Genomic DNA, 18,958 nt, shown 5'->3' with positions numbered 1-18,958 from the left:
ACGGCCGATGAAGCCGCAGTTGGATCAGAAAAATGACGCCTTCGCAAATTGTGTCGGCGCCGTTTTTCCGCGTTTTTTCGCCGATTTGTAGCTTCTGAAATCGTCCGGTAGAGTATTTACTCGTTGCCCCCCTAGCTCAGTGGTAGAGCGCGTTCTTGGTAAGAACGAGGTCACCGGATCGATTCCGGTGGGGGGCTCTGAATGAGGGCCTGTGTCAAGGCGGTTTTTGACCGGCTTGACACAGGTTTTTCTCATTCGTGGCGGTGTAGCTCAGTTGGTTAGAGCGCACGACTCATAATCGTGAGGTCGGGAGATCGAGCCTCCCCACCGCTACAGAGCAAGACCCCGCAGCTTTTGGCCTGCGGGGTCTTTTTTTGTTGGGTGGGACAGAATAGATCCATGAGCCGAATCGCAATCATTGGCGGCCACGGGAAAGTGGCCCTGCATCTGTCCCGCATTCTTAGTGGCGAAGGTCACGACGTCACGTCTTTCATTCGAAATCCCGATCATGTGGCAGATGTCACGGAGACGGGCGCCTCCGCTGAGGTGCTGGATGTGGAAAATTCGACGACGGCGGAACTCGCCCAAGCGCTACAGGGCCATGATGCCGTGGTCTGGTCAGCCGGAGCCGGAGGAGGGAATCCTTCCCGGACCTATGCCGTGGATCGTGACGCTGCCATTCGGTCGATGGACGCTGCGTCCGAGGCCGGGGTCAAGCGGTATGTGATGGTGTCCTACATCGGTGCCGCCAAGGACCACGGAGTGCCCGCGGACAACCCGTTCTTTGCCTACGCCGAGGCTAAAGCGGCTGCGGATGACTACTTGCGCTCCACGGACCTCGACTGGACCGTCCTGGGCCCGGGAACGCTCACCGATGAACCTGCCACGGGATTGATCCAACCTGATCCGGAGAATCCGGGCAACGGCACGGAGACCTCCCGGGCCAACGTTGCCTTGGTGACAGCCGCCGTTTTGGAACTGCCGGGAACCATCGGCCGGACCATCGCGTTCAAAGACGGAACCAAAGACGTGGTGGACGCCCTCACGGAAGACTGACCCGGCAGCGGAGGCGCTGGCGGACGCGTCATCCCGCGTGGACTGCCTGCGCCCCGGGATATGTTGGTAGGGAACTTTTTCGGCGTGGCCTGGGTTTTCGGCTGGGTCTGGGGAAGTGCCGTGCAACATCAGGGGAAGCAGGAACATGGATCAGTTGGCGCTCATTGTCGGGTTGCTGCTTGCGACGGTGGTTGCAGTGGGCTTGGGGGACAGGCTCCGGCTTCCCTATCCGGTCCTGATGCTCCTCCTGGCTGTTGGGCTAACCTTCATTCCCGGCTTCCCCGAGTTTGAGATCTCGCCTGAACTGATCCTGCCGATCTTCCTTCCGCCCTTGCTGTTCGCTACGGCGCAGAAGAGTTCCTGGGCGGTTTTCCGCGTGCGCTGGCGGACACTCCTTCTGATGGCCGTGGCCTTGGTGGTGGTCTCCACTGCAGTGGTGGCCGGTGCTGCCTGGCTCATGATCCCGGGAATCGGCATTCCAGCCGCGATTGCCCTGGGTGCCATGGTGGCCCCTCCGGACCCCGTAGCTGTGGAGTCCGTGGCGGGCCGCGTGCACATGCCGCGCCGGCTCATCACGGTCCTCCAAAGCGAAGGACTCTTCAACGACGCCGCGGCAATCGTGATCTTCCAGGCAGCGGTGGCGGCAACCATGTCCGGCAAGGAAGTGGGCCCTGAAGTCATTCCGCAGTTTGTCATAGGCGCTGCACTGGCCGTGGTCATTGGTATCGCGATGGGTTGGCTCACAAGGTTCATCACCACGCTGGTGACGTCAATGGTTGCCCGCAGTGCCGTAACCCTGGTGGTTCCTTTCGCCGCCTACATCCTCGCGGAAGAGCTGCACGCCTCAGGTGTGGTGGCCGTCGTCGTCACCGCTTTGGAACTTCAGCGCCATACGCGGCCGCAGGACGCTGCCGAACGCATTACACGGACCGCCTTCTGGGATGTAGTGGAGCTGCTGGCCACCGGGCTTGCCTTTGGCCTGGTGGGGCTGGAAATCCGTCACGTCATCCGCGATGAAGGCACCGCCATTTTCGGGATGATCGGCATGGCCGTGGTGATCTGCATTCTGGTGTTCGTGGTGCGCTTCCTGTGGCTGGGCCTGCTCGCCCTCACCGCACAAAAACGGAGAAACCTGCTGCAACCAACGTCGCCCAAGGAAGTGCTGATCCTGACATGGTGTGGCATGCGCGGCCTGGCCACCCTGGCGCTGGCCTTGGCGCTCCCCATGACGTTGCCGGACGGCAGCGACTTCCCTGCCCGCCATGAGATCCTGGTGATCGCCTGTGCGGTCCTCCTTGCCACCCTGGTCCTCCCCGGACTTACTCTGCCGTGGCTCATGCGCGTACTGGACGCGACGGAGGACGGAACACATGAACAGGACGCCGCGAAGGTCCTGGCCAAGCGGGCCCAGTCGGCTGCAGTGGCCGCGCTGAAGGACCACGACCTCATGAAGGAACTCCCTGCCGAGAAGGTAACCCTGGTCAAGGAAAAGATGCGGCGCCTCCATGCGGAGCTGTTGGACGGGACGCTAAAGAACGAATCCGTTGCGGAGAAACGCAAGCGTGGACGGGAGCTCTCCATTGCCGTGCAAACCATCGCCCTGGATGCCGCCCGCCAGGAAGTAGTGGCGGCCCGCAACGAGCCAGGTACCGATCCTGAAGTAGCTGACAGGGTACTCCGGCAACTGGACCTGCGGACCATGTCGATGCCGGACTAGGGCCAACCCCGGACCGGATCCAGGCGGATCAGCCCGCTGCTACGTGCTGGGGCAATGACGCCGGGTAGAGATCCAGGGCGTGCTCTTCCACATGGTCCAAAGCATGGCGGATCGCGCCGAGGGACACGATGCCGTCGCCGAGTTCGGAGGTTGCCAGGCGTGGGGGAGTGAAGGTGAACTCGTGCACCTGCTTTTCCATGGCGGGGATCAGGGCACGGGCAGGCGCTGCCACAGCTCCGGCAATGACCACCAGCTCAGGATTCACCAACGTGCTGATGGAGCCCACAACCCGGGCCATGCGGTGTGCCATGCGCTTCAGGATGTCACGGGATGCTTGGTCGCCTTCCGCTGCTGCCCTGAAGACCATCTCTGCAGTGAGGGCTTCCGGATTGCCGCCGCACAATGCCCGCAGTGTCGTTTCCGTACCCGAGTCCAAGATTTCCCGGCCCCACAACGTGGCATAGTGGGCGATGCCGTAGGTGTCGCCCACCCCATCCACGGTGTCCAGGTATCCCAGCTCCCCAAAGGCGCCAACCTGCCCATGGAGCAAACGTCCGGATTCCATGATTCCTGACCCCAGGCGGTCGCCGGCCAGCATGACCACCAGGTTGTCCACACCCTGCGCGCTGCCCTGCCAGCGTTCTGCGAGGGCTGCGAGGTTGGCGTCGTTTTCCAGGAGCACATGCCACCCGTGGCGTTCGGAAACGATCCGGCGCACATCAAAGGATTTCCAGAATTCCTGGGCCGTGAGGACTTCGCCCTGACGGCTGACTGGTGCAGCCACCCCAACAGATACGGCAAGAACAGAATCTGCGGAAATGCCTGCCTTCTCCAAGGCATCGGCCACGATCCGGTCCAGCACATCTGCGCGTTCATCGGCCGGAACGTTGTAGGCGCGGAAAGGCATGGTGACTTGGGATAAGGGTGTTCCGGCCATGTCAGCAACGATCGCCGTGATCTTGTTGGCTCCTATGTCGATGCCGATCACGCTTGCGGCGCTGTCGTCGAAAGCGAAGCGCCGAGCGGGCCTGCCTTTGACGTAGTCGCCGGCTCCTCGCTGGTTCTCCAATTCCTGGAGCCAGCCGAGACGGACGAGTTCGTCACAGATGGATATGACGGTGGCGCGGGAAAGTCCGGTGGCCGCCATGAGTTCGGTGCCGGTGACGATGCCGGCGCCGCGCATGGCCTTGAGCATTGCGCTGGCATTGACCCTGCGTACCAGTTGCGTTGACGGTGCGGTCCCGGGCTGCATTCATGAGCTCCAACTCTTTAGCCGCCCACCGGGATGATAGAGCGGTCTCTCTAAATTTAGTGCATAAATTTAGATGACGACGCATTTCGCCTAACTCTTGACGCTGTGGCGGACATCACTCACCATGGTTAGCGATAGGTAGTAAATTTATCGCCTATCTAAACTTCGCGTGGCGCTGCACTCAGTCCGCTGCACGATGCAATGCGGCCACTGAGGTCCGCAAGACGAAAGGGCTACGGTGTCTGTGAAAATGACACGCAGGAAACGCTTCGCAGCGATGGGCTTGGGCTTGGCGCTGCTTTCCGGCCTTCTCTCCGGCTGCACCGGAGAATCGGGCGCGGGAGAGACGGGCAAGGAGACCATCCGCTTCACGTTCAGCAAACGGGAAGCCATTGGGTTCATGACCAAACTGGTTGCCGACTACAACGCTTCGCAGGATGACACCGAGGTGGTCCTGGACACGTCCGGCGTCGACGTCGTGTCCGCGAGTTTCGTCCGCGGCAATCCGCCGGACATTGCCCTCGCCAACTACAACATGGAAACGTCCCGGTTCGTTCAGCGCGGAGCGTTGAGTGATCTGTCCGGAACGGACGCGGCCTCCCGCATCCGCGAGGACCTCAAGCCGCTCATGGACCAGTACGGTTCCTATCCGGGCCGGACCAGCGCCTTGCCGTACTCGGTCATGGCATCCTCGGTGATCTACAACAAGGAGATCTTCGCTGCCCATAACATTGCGGTCCCCACCACCTGGAGCGAACTGATCGCAGCGTGTGAAGCGCTGAAAGCCGCGGGAGTAACGCCGTTCTATGCCACGTGGAAGGATGACTGGACCATCGCCCAAGGATGGTTCGACTACTCGGTAGGTGGCCAGCTGGACACCCTGGACTTCTTCAAGAAGCTTGACGCTGAAGGCGTGGACGTCGGACCGGAGTCTTCGGCGTCATTCCAAAAAGACTTTGATCAACCCGTCCAGAAGATGTTGACGCTGGCAAAGGGCTACGTCAACAAGGATGCTGCAAGCCGGGCGTACGGTGATGGAAACTTGGCCTTCTCACAGGGCAAGGCTGCCATGTACCTCCAGGGCCCCTGGGCCTTCAGCGAGATCGCCAAGACTGCCCCCGATCTGCAACTCGGAACCTTTCCGCTGCCCATGACTGAGGACCCCGAGGACTTGCGCGTCCGCGTCAATGTGGACCTCGCGGCGTGGATTCCGGAGTCTTCCAAGCATAAGGATGCTGCGCGTGACTTCCTGGAGTACCTGTACCAGCCCGAGGTGATTGATGCTTACAACAAATCTCAGTTGGGCTTCACACCCACCAAGGACACAGCAAACGTCCCCGATCCCAGGATCGAAGGGATGGTGGAGTACTACAACGACGCCAAGGTGTATCAAGGCCCGTCGGTTCTGGTTCCCCGCACCATCCCCATCATGAACTACACGCAGGCAATCGTGTTCGGCGCGTCCCCTGCATCCACCCTCCGCACCCTCGACGCAGATTGGGCGCGCCTGGCGTTCCGCCAGTAGTGCGTACCCATAGGGAGTCAGACACATGTCCAGCATCAGCACCCCAACCACCTCCGGGCAGAGCCGCGAAACCAGAAATCGCGAAATCAAGCATCGCCAAATGCAGAGTCCCCCTAGCCGGCAAAGGAAGCGGCGCGTTGAGCCCATCTTCTACTTCTTCCTGGTGCCCAGCCTCATCCTTTTCACCCTGGCCATCACCGTCCCGGGCGTCATTGGGATCTTCTTCAGCTTCACGGACTCCATTGGGATCGGCGACTGGGAGTTCATCGGACTGACCAACTACATCGCAATTTTCAGCGATCCGGCCATCCTGCAGAGTTACCTTTTCACCTTTGGATTCTCCATCGTCACAGTGATCGCTGTTAACGTGGTCGCCTTCCTTCTTGCCGTCGGACTCACCTCGCGCATCCGGATGAAGTCGGCTCTGCGGACCATCTTCGTGATCCCCATGGTGGTTTCCGGCATCATCATCGCCTACGTGTTCAACTTCCTGTTTTCGAACTCCCTTCCGTCGCTGGGTGCTGCGGCAGGAATTCCCTGGCTGGAAAGCAGTCTGCTCGCTAATCCAGACTTCGCGTGGATAGCAATCGTGATGGTCACGGCCTGGCAGGCAGTTCCCGGAGCCCTGCTCATCTACATCGCGGGCCTGGTAGCAGTGCCCGGAGATGTCTACGAGGCAGCGGAAATCGATGGCGCAAGCAAATTCCAGCAACTGGTGAAGATTACCCTTCCTCTGGTGGCCGGTTACGTGGTGATCAATATCATTCTCGGCTTCAAGGGCTTCCTCAACGCCTACGACATCATCGTGGGACTGACCAATGGAGGCCCGGGGACCTCTACCCGGAGCATCGCCATGACAGTCATCTCCGGCTTCAACGGCGGCGACTACGCCTACCAGATGGCCAACGCCACCATCTTCTTCGTGGTGGCCATCCTGATCTCTCTCCTGCAGCTCTCGCTGACTCGCGGACGGAATGCACTGTGATGAAAAACGAATCCATGACCACCAGCCCGGTAATCACCAAAAAATCCAGTTCCACGGTTGAACGCGTCAACTGGCCGGCAACCACCGTCCTGGTCCTGTGCGCGGTGACAGTGCTCCTTCCCTTGTATGTGACAGTCTCCATGGCGTTCAAGACCCAGGGCCAGGCTGTGGATGGAAATGCCTTTTCCTTCCCGGCGCCCTTCAGTCTTGACGGCTTCTTCCAGGCCTGGACCTTGACGAACTTCCCGGTGGGTGCCGCGATGTCTCTGCTGGTGACAGCGGGAACCGTCCTGGCCACCATCATCCTGGCCGCGTTCGCTTCCTACGCGATTGTGCGGAACTGGGAACGACGGCTTTTCAGGTACTCGTTCTTCTACCTCCTGGGGGCCATGTTCATTCCCTTCCCCGTGGTTGCGTTGCCGCAGATCCAACTCACAGGACGCCTCGGCTTGGATAACCCGTTCGGCGTCATCCTGCTGGCCACCATGTTTCAGTTGAGCTTCAGTGTGCTGCTCTTCACTGCGTTCCTTCGTTCCATCCCCATGGAGTTGGAAGAGAGCGCCAGGATCGACGGCGCTAGCACGTGGCAGACCTTCTGGAAGCTCATCTTCCCGTTGCTCGCACCAATGAGCGCTACCGTGGGGATCTTCGCTTTCCTCTATGCGTGGAATGACTTCATGATGCCGTCGCTGATTATTTCCGATCCGGCAATGCAAACGCTTCCCGTCCGGCAGAACCTTTTCCAGACACAGTTCAGCAACAACTATCACGTGTCCTTCGCCTCTTATCTGATGGCTATGGCGCCGGCGATCGTTGCTTACCTGTTCACCCAGCGTTGGGTGATGGCCGGTGTGACACAGGGTGCTGTTAAGGGCTGAGCATTGTTGACCTTCAGCGGACCGGCGTTTCATACTGGTCCCGGAGATAAATTTAGATTCTAAATCAAAGGAGTTTCGTGAGCACTTCCGCCACACAGGCACACCACACCGGCACCGACCGCATGTCCGATCCGAACTGGTGGCGCCAGGCTGCTGTCTACCAGATCTATCCACGCAGCTTCTATGACGCGAATGGCGACGGTCTGGGCGACATCAAAGGCGTCACGGCCAAAGTCCCTTACCTGAAAGAGTTGGGAATCGACGCCGTCTGGCTGAGCCCGTTCTACCCTTCGGCGCTCGCGGACGGCGGCTACGACGTCGATGACTACCGCAATGTGGACCCGAAGCTGGGAACGCTTGAGGACTTCGACGAGATGGCCGCGGCCCTGCACGCCGCAGGCATCAAGATCGTGGTGGACATCGTCCCCAACCACTCCTCGGACCGCCACGAGTGGTTCAAGGAAGCGCTGGCATCGCCCAAGGGCTCGGCAGCACGTGAGCGCTACATCTTCCGGGACGGACGGGGAGAGAACGGCGAGTTGCCGCCGTCGGACTGGGACTCCGTCTTCGGCGGACCAATCTGGGATCGCATCACCGAACCGGACGGCACGCCCGGCCAGTGGTACATGCACATCTTCGCCAAGGAGCAGCCGGACTTCAACTGGGAGAACCCGGAGATCCGAGAGGACTTCCTGAAGACCCTTCGTTTTTGGTCGGACCGCGGCGTGGACGGTTTCCGTATCGATGTGGCCCACGGCATGGCGAAGGATCTTTCCGAACCGCTGCCCATGAAAGCGGAGCTTGAGGCCAAAGCCCACGGCACCGATGGATTTGCCGATGGTTCCCACCCGTTCTGGGACCGCGATGAAGTACACGAGGTCTACGCAGAATGGCGCAAGCTCTTCAACGAGTACAACCCGCCGCGAACCGCTGTGGCAGAGGCCTGGGTCCACGAAACCCGCCGTGCCCGTTACGCCAGCCCGGAAGGACTGGGCCAGGCGTTCAACTTCGATCTCCTGCAGTCCGATTTCGATGCCGCGTCCTTCAAGAAGATCATCACGGACAACCTCGTGGCTGCCAAGGAGTCCGGCGCATCTTCCACGTGGGTTTTCTCCAACCACGACGTCGTCCGCCACGCCACCCGCTACGGCCTGCCCAAGGGTGGCTCTGTAGCGCAGGGAACCAACGCTGCCCAGGATGTCACCGGCGGCACCAAGGGCCAGGACGGCAAGGGATGGCTTTTGGCCGGTGCGCCGGCTGAAGAGCTCGACGTCGAACTCGGCTTGCGCCGCGCCCGCGCCGCAACGCTTTTGCTGCTCGCGCTTCCTGGCTCGGCTTACCTTTACCAAGGTGAAGAGCTGGGTTTGCGCGAAGTGTCGGAAATTCCCGACGCCGAACGTCAGGACCCGTCCTTCTTCCGCAACCCTGGCGTTGAGATCGGCCGCGACGGTTGCCGCGTGCCGTTGCCGTGGACCGCAGAGGGCTCATCCTTCGGCTTTGGTGCCGGTGGGGCGCACCTGCCGCAGCCGGAGTGGTTCCAGGACTACGCAGTAGCCAAGCAGGAGGGAGTGGAGGGTTCCACCTTGGAGCTTTACCGCCAAGCACTCCGTCTGCGCAGTGACCTCCAGACCGATGAGGAACTCGAATGGGTTGAGACCGGCAACCAGGACGTGCTGCACTTCAGCCGCCCTGGTGGCTGGCACACGGTGACTAACTTCGGCAGTGATCCCGTTGAGCTTCCCGAGGGCGAGGTCGTAGTCTCCAGCGGGCCGCTGGAGAGCGGCAAGCTCCCGGCCGACACCACTGCGTGGATTGTCCGCAACTCCTAAGGGCAGCGGGTAAAACTTAGAGCATGACTACTGGGAACGGGCGGGGACGCCTCATCTACGGCTGCATGGGCCTCGGTGGACCTTGGGACGGCACGTCCTACGGTGCTGCAGAGATCGATCAGGCAGCTGCGGTGATTGACGCCGCACAGAACATCGGCATTGAGCTGTTCGACCATGCGGATATTTACCGCAGTGGAAAGTCGGAGGCCGTGTTTGGTGAAGTCCTCGCCCGTTCGCAAGGCCTGCGCGAAAAGGTCCGGCTGCAAACCAAATGCGGTATCAGGCTGGGCGAGCGCGGGCTGGAAACGCACTACGACCTCAGCAAGGAAGCCATCCTTGAACGGGTCCACCAAAGCCTGAAACGGCTCCAAACGGACTACGTGGACGTGCTGCTCCTGCACCGGCCCGATCCGTTGATGGACCCGCGCGAGGTGGCGGACGCCGTCGGGCAGTTGATGGCGGAAGGCAAAGTGGGGCAGCTGGGTGTGTCCAACATGTCCGGCGCGCAGATCGCCTATCTTCAGGACGAGCTGGAGACGCCCATCGTGGCGAACCAGCTGGAAATGAGCTTGCTGCGGCGGGACTGGCTGGAGAGCACTGTGCTGGTCAACCATGCTGAGGGGCTGGAATACAGCTTTCCGCACGGGACTCTTGAACATTGCATGGCCAAGGGAATTGAACTTCAGGCCTACGGTTCCCTGGCCCAGGGACGCTATACGGGAGCGAAGTCTGGAGAGTTGTCAGCGGCTGAGTCGGCAACGGCGTCGAGGTTGGAACGGTTGGCGGGGGAGAAGGGCACCACGCCTGAAGCGGTGCTGCTGGGCTGGCTCATGAAGCATCCCGCAAGGATTTCTCCGGTAGTGGGAACCACCAACCCTGCCCGGATAGAAGCCTGCGCCGATGCCGCCTCCGTGGCTGCCACGATGTCCCGTGCCGAATGGTACGGATTGTGGGTGGCGGCTAGGGGCAACAACATCCCGTGACACTGTTTTTAACCCAACTGAGTCGCAATTGAGGCCGTTTCCAACGCTCAGAACGGCCTGAACTGCGACTCAGTTGGGTGAGGACAGCAACACATGGGGTGCGCCTACGAAACGTTACTGATGGGAGCAACCACCGAATACGTGGTTGAATCACCCTGAATCGCCTGGCTGGGCTTGCCATCGATGCTCACAGGAATGTCCCCGGCTATGGTCACGCGGTTGAGTTTGCGCGGCTGGCCGTCGTAGTTGTCCGGGGCGTAGTGCTGGGTGATGCGGTTGTCGAACAGGACCACCTGGTTCGGCTCCCAGTTGACGCGGACCACATTCTCCGGACGCGTCACGTACGCCTGCAGCAGACGGATGATGTCCTTGGATTCGGTGTTGGAAAGCCCCACAATTCGAAGCCGCTGCGCGAAGCCCCCAATAAACAATCCGCGCTCGCCGGTCAGCGGGTGGACCCGGACCACGGGGTGTGCCGTTTCGAACTTCAGGCGGGTGAACTCCTTGCGGCGTTCCTCGGCATTGGTGTGTTCCAGGTTCTTGGGCACCGAGTAGTCGTAGTCGTTGGTGTGAATGGCCCACAGGTTGTCCGCGAAATTGCGAAGCTCCTCCGGAAGGTCCTTGTACGCACCGGCCGAGGAAGCAATCAGTGTCTCGCCACCGTAGGCAGGAAGGTCGATGCTGCGCAGGGTGGATGCCTGCGGCGGGTTGACCACAAACGTGACGTCCGTGTGCCAGTTGTTGGCCGAGCCGTTTTCGCTGTCCACGGGCAGGACGTTCTCTTCACCCTCCACCGAGGCAACGGTCGGGTGTGCTTTGGTGAGCGGGCCGAAATGCGAAGCGAACTTCACCTGCGCTTCGTCGCTGAGGATGTTGGCTTCACGGAACACCAGTGCTTTGTGTTCGTTGAGGGCTGCCCTGATCTGCGCCACAGTGTCCTCGCTGAGGTCGCCGCTGATGTCAAAGCCGCGGATTTCAGCGCCAATGCGGGACCCGAGCTTGGCGAACTCGAGTTTGGTTTCGGTAATAACGGTCATGATTCGATTTCCTTACTTGTTGTGATGGTTGCGGCAGGTGCCGCGGAGGGTGGTTTAGGAGGCGGCAGCGCCAACGGCAGTTCGCCAGCGGGAGAAGTGCCGTTCGAGGGCCACCAACAGGAAGTTGACGCCGAGCCCCAGCAGGGACACCGTGAGGATGCCCGCGTACATGTCCGGGATGAGGAAGCTGCTCTGCGCGTTCACGATCAGGTAGCCCAAGCCAGCCTTTGCACCGACCATTTCGGCGGCAATCAGCACCAGGATGGATGCGGTTCCGGCCATGCGGATGCCCGTAAAAATGGTGGGAACGGCCGATGGCAGGATGACCTTCTGGAAAAGCCGGAAGCTGTTGAGCCCCAACGAGCGGGCAGCCCTGATCAGGAGCGGGTCCACGGTCTTCACACCCGCGATGGTGTTGAGGAGAACAGGGAAGAACGCGGCGTAGGCCACAATGCTGATTTTGGATTCCTCGCCGATGCCCAGCAGCAGCGTAAACACAGGAAGCAAAGCCAACGCGGCGGTGTTGCGGAACAGTTCCAGCAAGGGATTCAGGACCGAGTTCAGCCGCCCGTACCAGGCGATGAGCAGGCCCAGGGAGACTCCCGCCACCAGGGCAGCACCGAAACCGGATACGGAACGTGTGAGGCTGGCCGCGATGTGGCCCTGGATGGTGCCTGCTTCGAAAAGCTTGCCCCAAGCCAGGAGCACCTCATGCAGCGGCGGCAGGAAGACTCGTGTGGAGGGACTGGCCAAGTACGTGGGCCCCAGCTCCCACAGCGCAAGGAATGCCAGGATGGCTGCGGACTTCCACAGGACTGAACCCGCGGCTGAGGCAACCCGCCGCACTTTGCCGGGTGCCGGCGTCGTGCTCTCCGCACTGAGCGCCGGTGTGCTTTCCGCACTCAGAGCCGGCTCGACGGCGGCACCCGGGTCAGCCGGGCTGCCCGCCTTGGGTGCGGCTTCGGTTTGGGTAAGCGTGGTGGTCATCAGGCCGCGCTCCTTTCAGTGATGGTGGTTGCAGGCTCGTCAGGTGCGCTGCCGTCCGGGAGGATCTTGCGGTGCCCGGCATCCTGGGCACGACGGACTTCGTCGTGCAGGAGCGTCCACACCTGGTGGCGGTGCTCCACGAAAGCGGCGTTGGAACGGATGTCCTCGTCGCCGTCGCGGTCAGGGATATTAATGTCCACGATTTCCTTGAGCCGGCCAGGCCGCGCGCTCAGCACTGCGACGCGCTCGCCGAGGTACACGGCCTCGTCAATCCCGTGGGTGATGAAGACGATGGTCTTGCCTGTGGCTTTCCAGATCCGGAGGAGTTCGTCCTGCAACTGCTCGCGGGTCTGGGCGTCCAACGCAGCGAAGGGTTCATCCATCAGCAGCACATCGGGCTCGTACGCCAGGCTTCGGGCGATGGCCACGCGCTGCTTCATTCCGCCGGAGAGCTCATGCGGGTAGCGGTCCTCAAAACCTGCAAGCCCCACCAAGGCCAAGTACTCCTTTGCTTTGGCTGCCCGTTCCCGGCGGTTCAGTTTCCTGCCGTCAGGGCCCGCTCCTTCAAGCCCGATCGAGACGTTGGCAGAGGCCGTCCGCCACGGGAACAACGCGTACTGCTGGAAGACCACTGCCCGGTCCTTGCCCGGACCAGTGACGGGTTTGCCGTCCACCAAAACTTCGCCGGAGGTTGGTGTGGAGAGTCCTGCCAACAGGTCCAGGAGTGTGGTCTTTCCGGAACCGCTGGGACCCACCAGGGTGAGGAACTCGCCGTCACGGACGTCAAGGCTCAGCGAGTCGATGGCGGTCAGTCGGGTAGCGGCCGTGTCCTTTGTGGCCCGTACCGTGAATTCCTTGGTGACGTTCCGGAGACTGATTTTGGCTGTCATGGCTATCCCTTCTTTGCTGCAGCGAGTTCGTTGAAGTCGTTGGTGTAGTACTTGGACGGAGTGAGCTTGTCCTTGACGATGCCGGCGGAGCCAAGCCAGGCCTCCCAGCGGGTGAAGTCCTTGTCCTGGATCACGCCGGCGTCCGGGACGCCCGGGCTCTTCCAGAACTTCAGGTTGGCCGTGCTCTCATTGCGTCCGCGGCTTTCGATGATCTTGGTGAAACGGGCAATGACTTCGTCGCGGGGAGTCTCAGCTGCCCACTTGATCGCTTTGGCAACGCCTGTGGTGAAGGTTCGGGTGGTGTTCGGGTTCTTTTCAATGAAGTCGTTTCGGAGCACGATCTGGCCGCCCGCAAACGTTCCAAACAACTCCACGTCGCTGAACAGGGAGCGCAGTCCGCCTGCCTCGATGGCTCTGTCCTGCAGCACTCCACCGAGTGTTCCCGCGTCCACCTGTCCGCGTCGGATGGCTTCTTCGGTATCGTTCGGTGCCAGCGGGACCAGCTGAACCTGCTTGATCTCGTCCTGGCTGAGTCCGTTCTTGGTCAGCCAGGTGTTGATGACGGCTTCGTGGTGTGCGCCGAGGGTGTTGACGGCGATCTTCTTGCCGATCAGGTCGCGTGGTTCCTTGATGGTGCTGTCGGCCTTGACGTAGTAACCGCTGAAGGTCTTCTCGTCGGAGCCGTAGTAGTTGGTCACTGCCTTGACGGGAGCGCCGGCTTCGATGAGCTTAACCACCGCCCCGGAGAACGCGCCGCCAAAGTCGGTCTGGTTGGTCGCTGCGGACTGGATGTCCTGTGGGCCACTGGTGGTGTTGCCCACCCAGTTCAGTTTCAGGTCGCCGAGGTAGCCCAGGTCTGCCGCAAGCTCGGGAAAGGTCACGTTGTTGGCCGAGCCCTGGTACCGGAGTTCGGTGACCTCGTTGCCGGCCTGGTTGGCTTGTCCAGCTTCGGCTGCACCGCCGCAGCCGGACACCGTCAGCGCTAGTACGACGGCGGCCGCGACGCTCAGGAGGGGCAGATGCAGTTTCATGGGAGCTACTTTCAATGGATTCTGATGTGTTGGGTGGGCCGGTCTGCTTAGGTACGTGTGCAACGGCTTGGGAACGATGAAAGCGCATGTCGACGGCGGCTGGGAAGCGATCGGGTAACGCCCGGAAACGCTGCGAAACAGCCCGACACGGAACGAAATCCTGGGCAATTCCCGGCAACCCGAGGACACAAGTCGTTGCGTTGAGCCCTGTGAACAACAGCGACCGGTGGGCTGGAGATGACTGGCGGGTACCGCCGTCGGGCGTTCATACTGTTGGACCCCACAGTCATATGGGGTTTAGTTCGTATTGATCCTCACAACCGGGCGGCTTTCTTCGCCTTGCGGCCCGCAGGACGGATACGGTAGATACATGACGTCTAGCATCGCCGCCGAGTCCATTCGGCCCACCCGCAACATTCCCGCCGACATCGCCCGTTCCTGGCTCCTTGTGAACGCCATGAAAACGGAGCTTTTTGATGAATCTGCGGGTTCGCGCGCTGACGCCATCATTCTTGACATCGAAGACGCCGTGGACCCTTCCCAGAAGGACGCTGCACGCGAGAACGTGGTGAACTGGCTTGCCGCAGGCGGCCAGGCCTGGGTCCGCATCAATGACGCCACCAGCAAGTTCTGGGCCGACGACCTCGCAGGGCTGCGTGGCACGCCCGGCCTGCTCGGCGTGATGCTCGCCAAGACCGAGTCCGCTGACCAGGTCACCGAGTCCTACCATCGCATGGATGGCAAGACTCCCGTGATTGCCCTGGTGGAGTCTGCCCTCGGCATCGAGGAAGCCAACCACATTGCACGCGCCCAGGGTGCTTTCCGCCTGGCCTTTGGTTCGGGTGACTTCCGCCGCGATACAGGTATGGCTGCAACTCCGGAGGCCATGGCCTACCCGCGTGCCAAGCTGGTTGTCGCCAGCCGCGTGGGCAACCTGCCGGGACCCATCGATGGCCCCACCGTGGGCACCAACCACCCCATCCTGCGCGAGCAGACGGGCATCACCGTGACCATGGGCATGACCGGCAAGCTCTGCCTGGCCATCGACCAGACCACCGTGATCAACGAGGTCATCAGCCCCACGCCTTCGGACGTTGCCTGGGCCACCGACTTCATGAACGACTTCGAGGCCAACGGCCGCGTCATCCGCGACGGTTCCGACCTCCCGCGTCTGGGCCGTGCTGAGAAGATCATGAAGCTCGCCGTCGCTTTCGGAGTCCAGCCCTCCCTGTAAGCATGCTTGTACACGGAGTCGTTTGGGACTCTTCGTCACCGGCTTTGAGGCTATTCTCGCCGGACGCAGAGTTCACTGATATTGCGTTGGCCCAGGGTTCAACCCTGGGCCTGCGCGTTATCTCCGGGGTGTGGTGCCTTGGCCACACGAAGGTCCACGGGCCGGGGGATCGCACGCATGTTCCGTGCCGTGGCAGCTCCCCGGCCGAGCGGGGCAAGCAATGCGGTGCTTGTTTTGCGCGGGACGACTCCCGCCTTATGCACGATTTCCACCGGGGCGGTTCGGTCCCAACGGGGCTGCGGGCCTACCTCATGCAGCCGCACTGGCTCTACGTGGCCACCTTCGCCAACGGTGCCACAAAAATTGGCACGGCCTCCGCGCAACGCAAATGGAACCGCCTCGCCGAGCAAGGTGCCGTCCATGCTTCCTATGTGGCCCACGCCGAGGACGGGCGCGTTGTCCGCCTGCTGGAGGACCTGGTCACCCGCGAACTCGGTCTCGTCCAGCAAGTCCGTTCCGCCGCCAAGGTGGCTGGCCTCGTGGAGCCGCGTGCCGCCGTCGAGCTTTCATCCTTGAACCGCCAGCACGCCAGCAGTGTGCGCGAGCTGTTGGGCGGCCTTGCCATGACGGGCTACTCGGTGGTGGAGGAAGAGTGGGAGCGTCCGGCGTTGGCCAACACGCTGTGCACGGCCCGCGCCCAAGGTGGCCTGCGGCACCCCTACCCCGCAACGTTCGACGCCGGCGGGCACGGCCTGCAGGTCCACTCACTCTCAGGGGCGATCGCCTTGGCCGCCCTCCCCGACGCTTCGGGCCATGACATTGAGGGCAGCTTCGTGGCAGACCTTGGCGCTCTGAAAGGCCGCAAAATCGAGTTCGGTCCCCACACCACGGAGATCCCGGCCCTGCAGGACTCGCTCTTCTAACCCTTTCATCTTCCGCGAAGGGTGACATCTCAACCCGAAGCGCCCCCTTTTCCCGCGAGAGCTAACCCCTCGGCGGCCCGGGCAATCACGCGCCGGTAGACTTGGACGGTGCTGGAACAATTTTGGGCTACGGCCTCCACGTCCTACAAAGTGCTGGTTTTCAGCGCCATGGGCTTGATCGCCGTCGGGCTCGTCCTGTCCATCGTGGGGAACACCTCCGGGAACCAAGGCTTGGCCATGGCTTCGTTGCCCGTCATTGGCGTTGGCCTGCTGCTCCATGTCACCGGACTGGTGGTGCGGGGCCAGAAGATCCGCAAGAGCTACAAGAAGTAGCATCGTCACCTGGCCAACGCGCTGCGTCCGGGCTCCCGGGGCCGATAGGGTTGGACCATGAGTATCAATCCGGACCTGCAGGGCCGAAGCTACCCTGCCGCAGAGGTATACGACGTCGGCCGTGAAAAGATCCGCGAGTTCGCCAAGGCTGTGAAAGCCAGCAACCCCGCGCATTTTGATGTTGAGGCAGCCAAGGCCCTGGGCCACAGCGACCTCGTTGCACCGCCAACGTTTGCCATCATCGTCGCCCAGCGTGCCGACGCCCAGCTGGTCCAGGATCCGGAGTCGGGCATCGACTTTTCCCGGGTGGTCCACGCCGATCAGCGTTTCACACACCACCGGGCCATCGTCGCCGGCGACCGCCTGGTAGCCGAACTGCACGTTGACGGCGTCCGGGCCATGGGCGGGGGAGCCATGATCACTACCCGCTCCGAGATTTCCACTGAAGCCGGCGAAAAGGTCGCCACCACCACCTCGTCCATCCTGGTCCGCGGAGAGGGACAGTAACCATGAGCCCTACTTTCGAAGAACTGACGGTCGGTCAGGAAATTGGTACGCGCAGCATTGACGTCACCCGCCAGGACCTGGTCAAGTACGCAGGAGCCTCGGGCGACTTCAACCCAATCCACTGGAACGAAGCCTTCGCAACCTCCGTGGAATTGCCGGGCGTCATTGCGCACGGCATGTTCACCATGGGCGCCGCAGTCCAGCTGGTGAGTGACTGGGCCGGTGACCCCGCCGCCGTCGTCGATTACCAGACGCGCTTCACCAAGCCCGTTCTCGTTACCGATACCACTGGCACCGATGAGGCCGGCGCCACTATCGACGTCACCGGGGTGGTGGGAGCGCTCGACGCCGATGCCCGCACCGCTCGCGTGGACCTCACCGTCGTGGCGGCTGGCCTTAAGGTCCTCATGAAATCGCAGGCGGTTGTGAAGGTCTCTTGAACCGAACGAACACCTGGCAACATCGCAGCAAACCGAGCGCCACTCCGACAGAAATGTCGCGGTGGCGCGCCGCTGTTCTTGCCTCCTACGCGGCCAGCGGCATCGCATTCGCCACGTGGGTTTCCCGACTTCCCGCCATTCGCGACGGACTGAATCTCACACCGGGTGGCATCGGCCTGTTGCTCATGTGCATGACGGTGGCCTCGTTCATTTCGATCTCGGCCTCCGGTCTTATTGTGCTGCGGCTGGGCCCCAAGCTGACCACGAGGATCGGCAGCAGCATGGTGGGTGCGGGGCTTGTCACCGTGGGTATTGGCACCTCTATTGCAGGCAGTCCACTGGTGGTGGCCGCCGGCTTGGGAATTCTGGGCCTGGGTACGGCCAGTTGGAATACCGCATCCAACGTGGAAGGGGCCTCGCTCGAACGTGAGTTGCAGCGGCACATCATGCCTCACCTGCACGGAGCCTTCAGCCTCGGGACCGTGGCGGCTGCGGGCTTTGGCGCCTGGGCAGCTGCCATCCACATGCCCGTGTTCTGGCATTTTCTGGCTTCGGGCGTGGTGGTAACGTCCTCGGTGGTCGCCGCCACCTTCTGGTTCCGTGCGGAAAGGACCGCTGCAGCTACGCAGACGTTCCGCCACGAAGAAACCGATACCTTCCAAGATCCCTCCACCGGCCCGCTACCCATCATTTCTGGCGAGCCGGACGGCGCTCAGCCGGATGCGCCTAAAACTGCCGTTCCACTAGATAACAAGCGGCTGGTAGCTCTTGCCTGGCGTGATCGTCGGACCCTGCTGATCGGTATCCTGGTCCTTGGCCTGGCATTGGCCGAAGGAGCCGCGGGGGACTGGGTGGCTCTGGCACTGGCCGACGGCTACGGACAGTCCGATGCCGCAGGCGCTGTGGGGTATGGGCTCTTCGTGACGTTCATGACCATTGGCCGTTTCGCAGGCACGGCCATCCTGGACCGTTTTGGGCGTGTGGTGGTGATGCGCTGGTGTTCCGCCACCGCCGTCGTGGGTCTGTCTCTTTTCGTGTTTTCTCCGGTTCCGTGGCTGGCGTTTGTGGCGCTGGCGGTCTGGGGCCTTGGCGCTTCACTCGGGTTTCCTGTGGGAATGTCCGCAGCTGCCGATGATCCGGTTCACGCTGCGGCCCGTGTGTCGGTGGTCTCCACAATCGGCTATGGTGCCTTCCTCTGCGGCCCTCCGCTGCTGGGTCTCCTGGCTGAACACTTCGGCATCCTGCATTCCCTGCTGGCGCCCTTGGTCTTGCTGGTGGTCAGCTTCTTCCTGGCACCCTTGGCTGGCCAGAAGGCGGCGAAGTCCGTGCACCCCCAGGAAGCCCGTTAGGC

General features: G+C 61.9%; 18 protein-coding genes and 2 tRNA genes. 15 read left to right on the top strand and 5 right to left on the bottom strand.

The features are described 5' to 3' along the window. Nucleotides 1-125: 125 nt before the first annotated feature. The 4 genes from CQ020_RS00840 (at nucleotide 126) to CQ020_RS00825 (ending at nucleotide 2,773) form a co-directional block, all read left to right on the top strand. Nucleotides 126-197, top strand: a tRNA-Thr gene (locus CQ020_RS00840). Between the two features lie 62 nt (nucleotides 198-259). Beyond that, nucleotides 260-333: transfer RNA gene (locus tag CQ020_RS00835), tRNA-Met, on the top strand. A 66-nt stretch (nucleotides 334-399) separates the two neighbouring features. After that, nucleotides 400-1,056, top strand: a complete 657-nt coding sequence (locus tag CQ020_RS00830) for an NAD(P)-binding oxidoreductase (RefSeq protein WP_105690130.1) — start codon at nucleotides 400-402, stop codon at nucleotides 1,054-1,056. A gap of 145 nt (nucleotides 1,057-1,201) precedes the next feature. Further along, entirely contained in the window at nucleotides 1,202-2,773 is a 1,572-nt protein-coding gene (locus CQ020_RS00825) for a Na+/H+ antiporter (protein WP_105690129.1), read from the top strand. Nucleotides 2,774-2,801: 28 nt separating this feature from the next. Here CQ020_RS00825 and CQ020_RS00820 read toward each other — a convergent pair whose 3' ends face one another. Then, nucleotides 2,802-4,025, bottom strand: a complete 1,224-nt coding sequence (locus CQ020_RS00820; protein WP_105690128.1) for an ROK family protein — start codon at nucleotides 4,023-4,025, stop codon at nucleotides 2,802-2,804. 250 nt (nucleotides 4,026-4,275) lie between these two features. On the opposite strand from CQ020_RS00820, the gene CQ020_RS00815 reads away from it, so the two are divergent. From CQ020_RS00815 to CQ020_RS00795, 5 genes are all read left to right on the top strand, one after another. Further along, the gene (locus tag CQ020_RS00815; RefSeq protein WP_374955172.1) at nucleotides 4,276-5,550 is read left to right on the top strand and encodes an ABC transporter substrate-binding protein; all 1,275 of its coding nucleotides are present in this window, start codon (nucleotides 4,276-4,278) and stop codon (nucleotides 5,548-5,550) included. Between the two features lie 100 nt (nucleotides 5,551-5,650). After that, nucleotides 5,651-6,535, top strand: a complete 885-nt coding sequence (locus CQ020_RS00810) for a carbohydrate ABC transporter permease (RefSeq protein WP_043457420.1) — start codon at nucleotides 5,651-5,653, stop codon at nucleotides 6,533-6,535. Then, nucleotides 6,535-7,413, top strand: a complete 879-nt coding sequence (locus CQ020_RS00805) for a carbohydrate ABC transporter permease (RefSeq protein WP_105690126.1) — start codon at nucleotides 6,535-6,537, stop codon at nucleotides 7,411-7,413. Before CQ020_RS00810 ends, CQ020_RS00805 begins: the two co-directional genes overlap by 1 nt. 77 nt (nucleotides 7,414-7,490) lie before the next feature. After that, the gene (locus CQ020_RS00800; protein WP_105690125.1) at nucleotides 7,491-9,242 is read left to right on the top strand and encodes a glycoside hydrolase family 13 protein; all 1,752 of its coding nucleotides are present in this window, start codon (nucleotides 7,491-7,493) and stop codon (nucleotides 9,240-9,242) included. A 23-nt stretch (nucleotides 9,243-9,265) separates the two neighbouring features. After that, the gene (locus tag CQ020_RS00795; protein WP_105690124.1) at nucleotides 9,266-10,225 is read left to right on the top strand and encodes an aldo/keto reductase family oxidoreductase; all 960 of its coding nucleotides are present in this window, start codon (nucleotides 9,266-9,268) and stop codon (nucleotides 10,223-10,225) included. 104 nt (nucleotides 10,226-10,329) lie between these two features. On the opposite strand, the gene CQ020_RS00790 is transcribed toward CQ020_RS00795, so the two are convergent. From CQ020_RS00790 to CQ020_RS00775, 4 genes are read right to left on the bottom strand one after another with little or no spacing between them, the layout of a single operon-like run. Then, entirely contained in the window at nucleotides 10,330-11,262 is a 933-nt protein-coding gene (locus CQ020_RS00790) for a TauD/TfdA family dioxygenase (RefSeq protein WP_105690123.1), read from the bottom strand. Nucleotides 11,263-11,316: 54 nt separating this feature from the next. Further along, complete coding sequence (locus CQ020_RS00785) at nucleotides 11,317-12,249, bottom strand: ABC transporter permease (protein ID WP_105690122.1); 933 nt, start codon at nucleotides 12,247-12,249, stop codon at nucleotides 11,317-11,319. Continuing rightward, nucleotides 12,249-13,139 carry an ABC transporter ATP-binding protein gene (locus CQ020_RS00780; RefSeq protein ID WP_105690121.1) on the bottom strand — a complete coding sequence of 297 codons (891 nt, stop codon included), beginning with the start codon at nucleotides 13,137-13,139 and terminating at the stop codon, nucleotides 12,249-12,251. The genes CQ020_RS00785 and CQ020_RS00780 overlap by 1 nt, the downstream gene beginning before the upstream one ends. A gap of 2 nt (nucleotides 13,140-13,141) precedes the next feature. After that, nucleotides 13,142-14,170 (bottom strand): ABC transporter substrate-binding protein, encoded by a 1,029-nt coding sequence (locus tag CQ020_RS00775; RefSeq protein WP_181151711.1) that lies wholly within the window; start codon nucleotides 14,168-14,170, stop codon nucleotides 13,142-13,144. Nucleotides 14,171-14,540: 370 nt separating this feature from the next. On the opposite strand from CQ020_RS00775, the gene CQ020_RS00770 reads away from it, so the two are divergent. The 6 genes from CQ020_RS00770 (at nucleotide 14,541) to CQ020_RS00745 (ending at nucleotide 18,956) form a co-directional block, all read left to right on the top strand. After that, entirely contained in the window at nucleotides 14,541-15,404 is an 864-nt protein-coding gene (locus CQ020_RS00770) for a CoA ester lyase (RefSeq protein WP_024817637.1), read from the top strand. 2 nt (nucleotides 15,405-15,406) lie between these two features. Next, nucleotides 15,407-16,327 (top strand): DUF2797 domain-containing protein, encoded by a 921-nt coding sequence (locus tag CQ020_RS00765; RefSeq protein WP_105690120.1) that lies wholly within the window; start codon nucleotides 15,407-15,409, stop codon nucleotides 16,325-16,327. Between the two features lie 108 nt (nucleotides 16,328-16,435). Further along, complete coding sequence (locus CQ020_RS00760) at nucleotides 16,436-16,660, top strand: DUF3188 domain-containing protein (protein ID WP_105690119.1); 225 nt, start codon at nucleotides 16,436-16,438, stop codon at nucleotides 16,658-16,660. A gap of 57 nt (nucleotides 16,661-16,717) precedes the next feature. Further along, entirely contained in the window at nucleotides 16,718-17,167 is a 450-nt protein-coding gene (locus CQ020_RS00755; protein WP_024817634.1) for a MaoC family dehydratase N-terminal domain-containing protein, read from the top strand. A gap of 2 nt (nucleotides 17,168-17,169) precedes the next feature. Next, nucleotides 17,170-17,607: a MaoC family dehydratase gene (locus CQ020_RS00750; protein ID WP_105690118.1), complete on the top strand. Its 438-nt coding sequence runs from the start codon at nucleotides 17,170-17,172 to the stop codon at nucleotides 17,605-17,607. Between the two features lie 53 nt (nucleotides 17,608-17,660). Next, entirely contained in the window at nucleotides 17,661-18,956 is a 1,296-nt protein-coding gene (locus CQ020_RS00745; RefSeq protein ID WP_258141629.1) for a sugar MFS transporter, read from the top strand. Nucleotides 18,957-18,958 lie beyond the last annotated feature (2 nt).

Source organism: Arthrobacter sp. MYb23, from assembly GCF_002979775.1.
In the GTDB taxonomy this organism is placed as follows: Bacteria; Actinomycetota; Actinomycetes; order Actinomycetales; family Micrococcaceae; genus Arthrobacter.
Note: the sequence above shows the minus strand (reverse complement) of the source record. Positions and strands in the feature narration are given on the sequence as shown.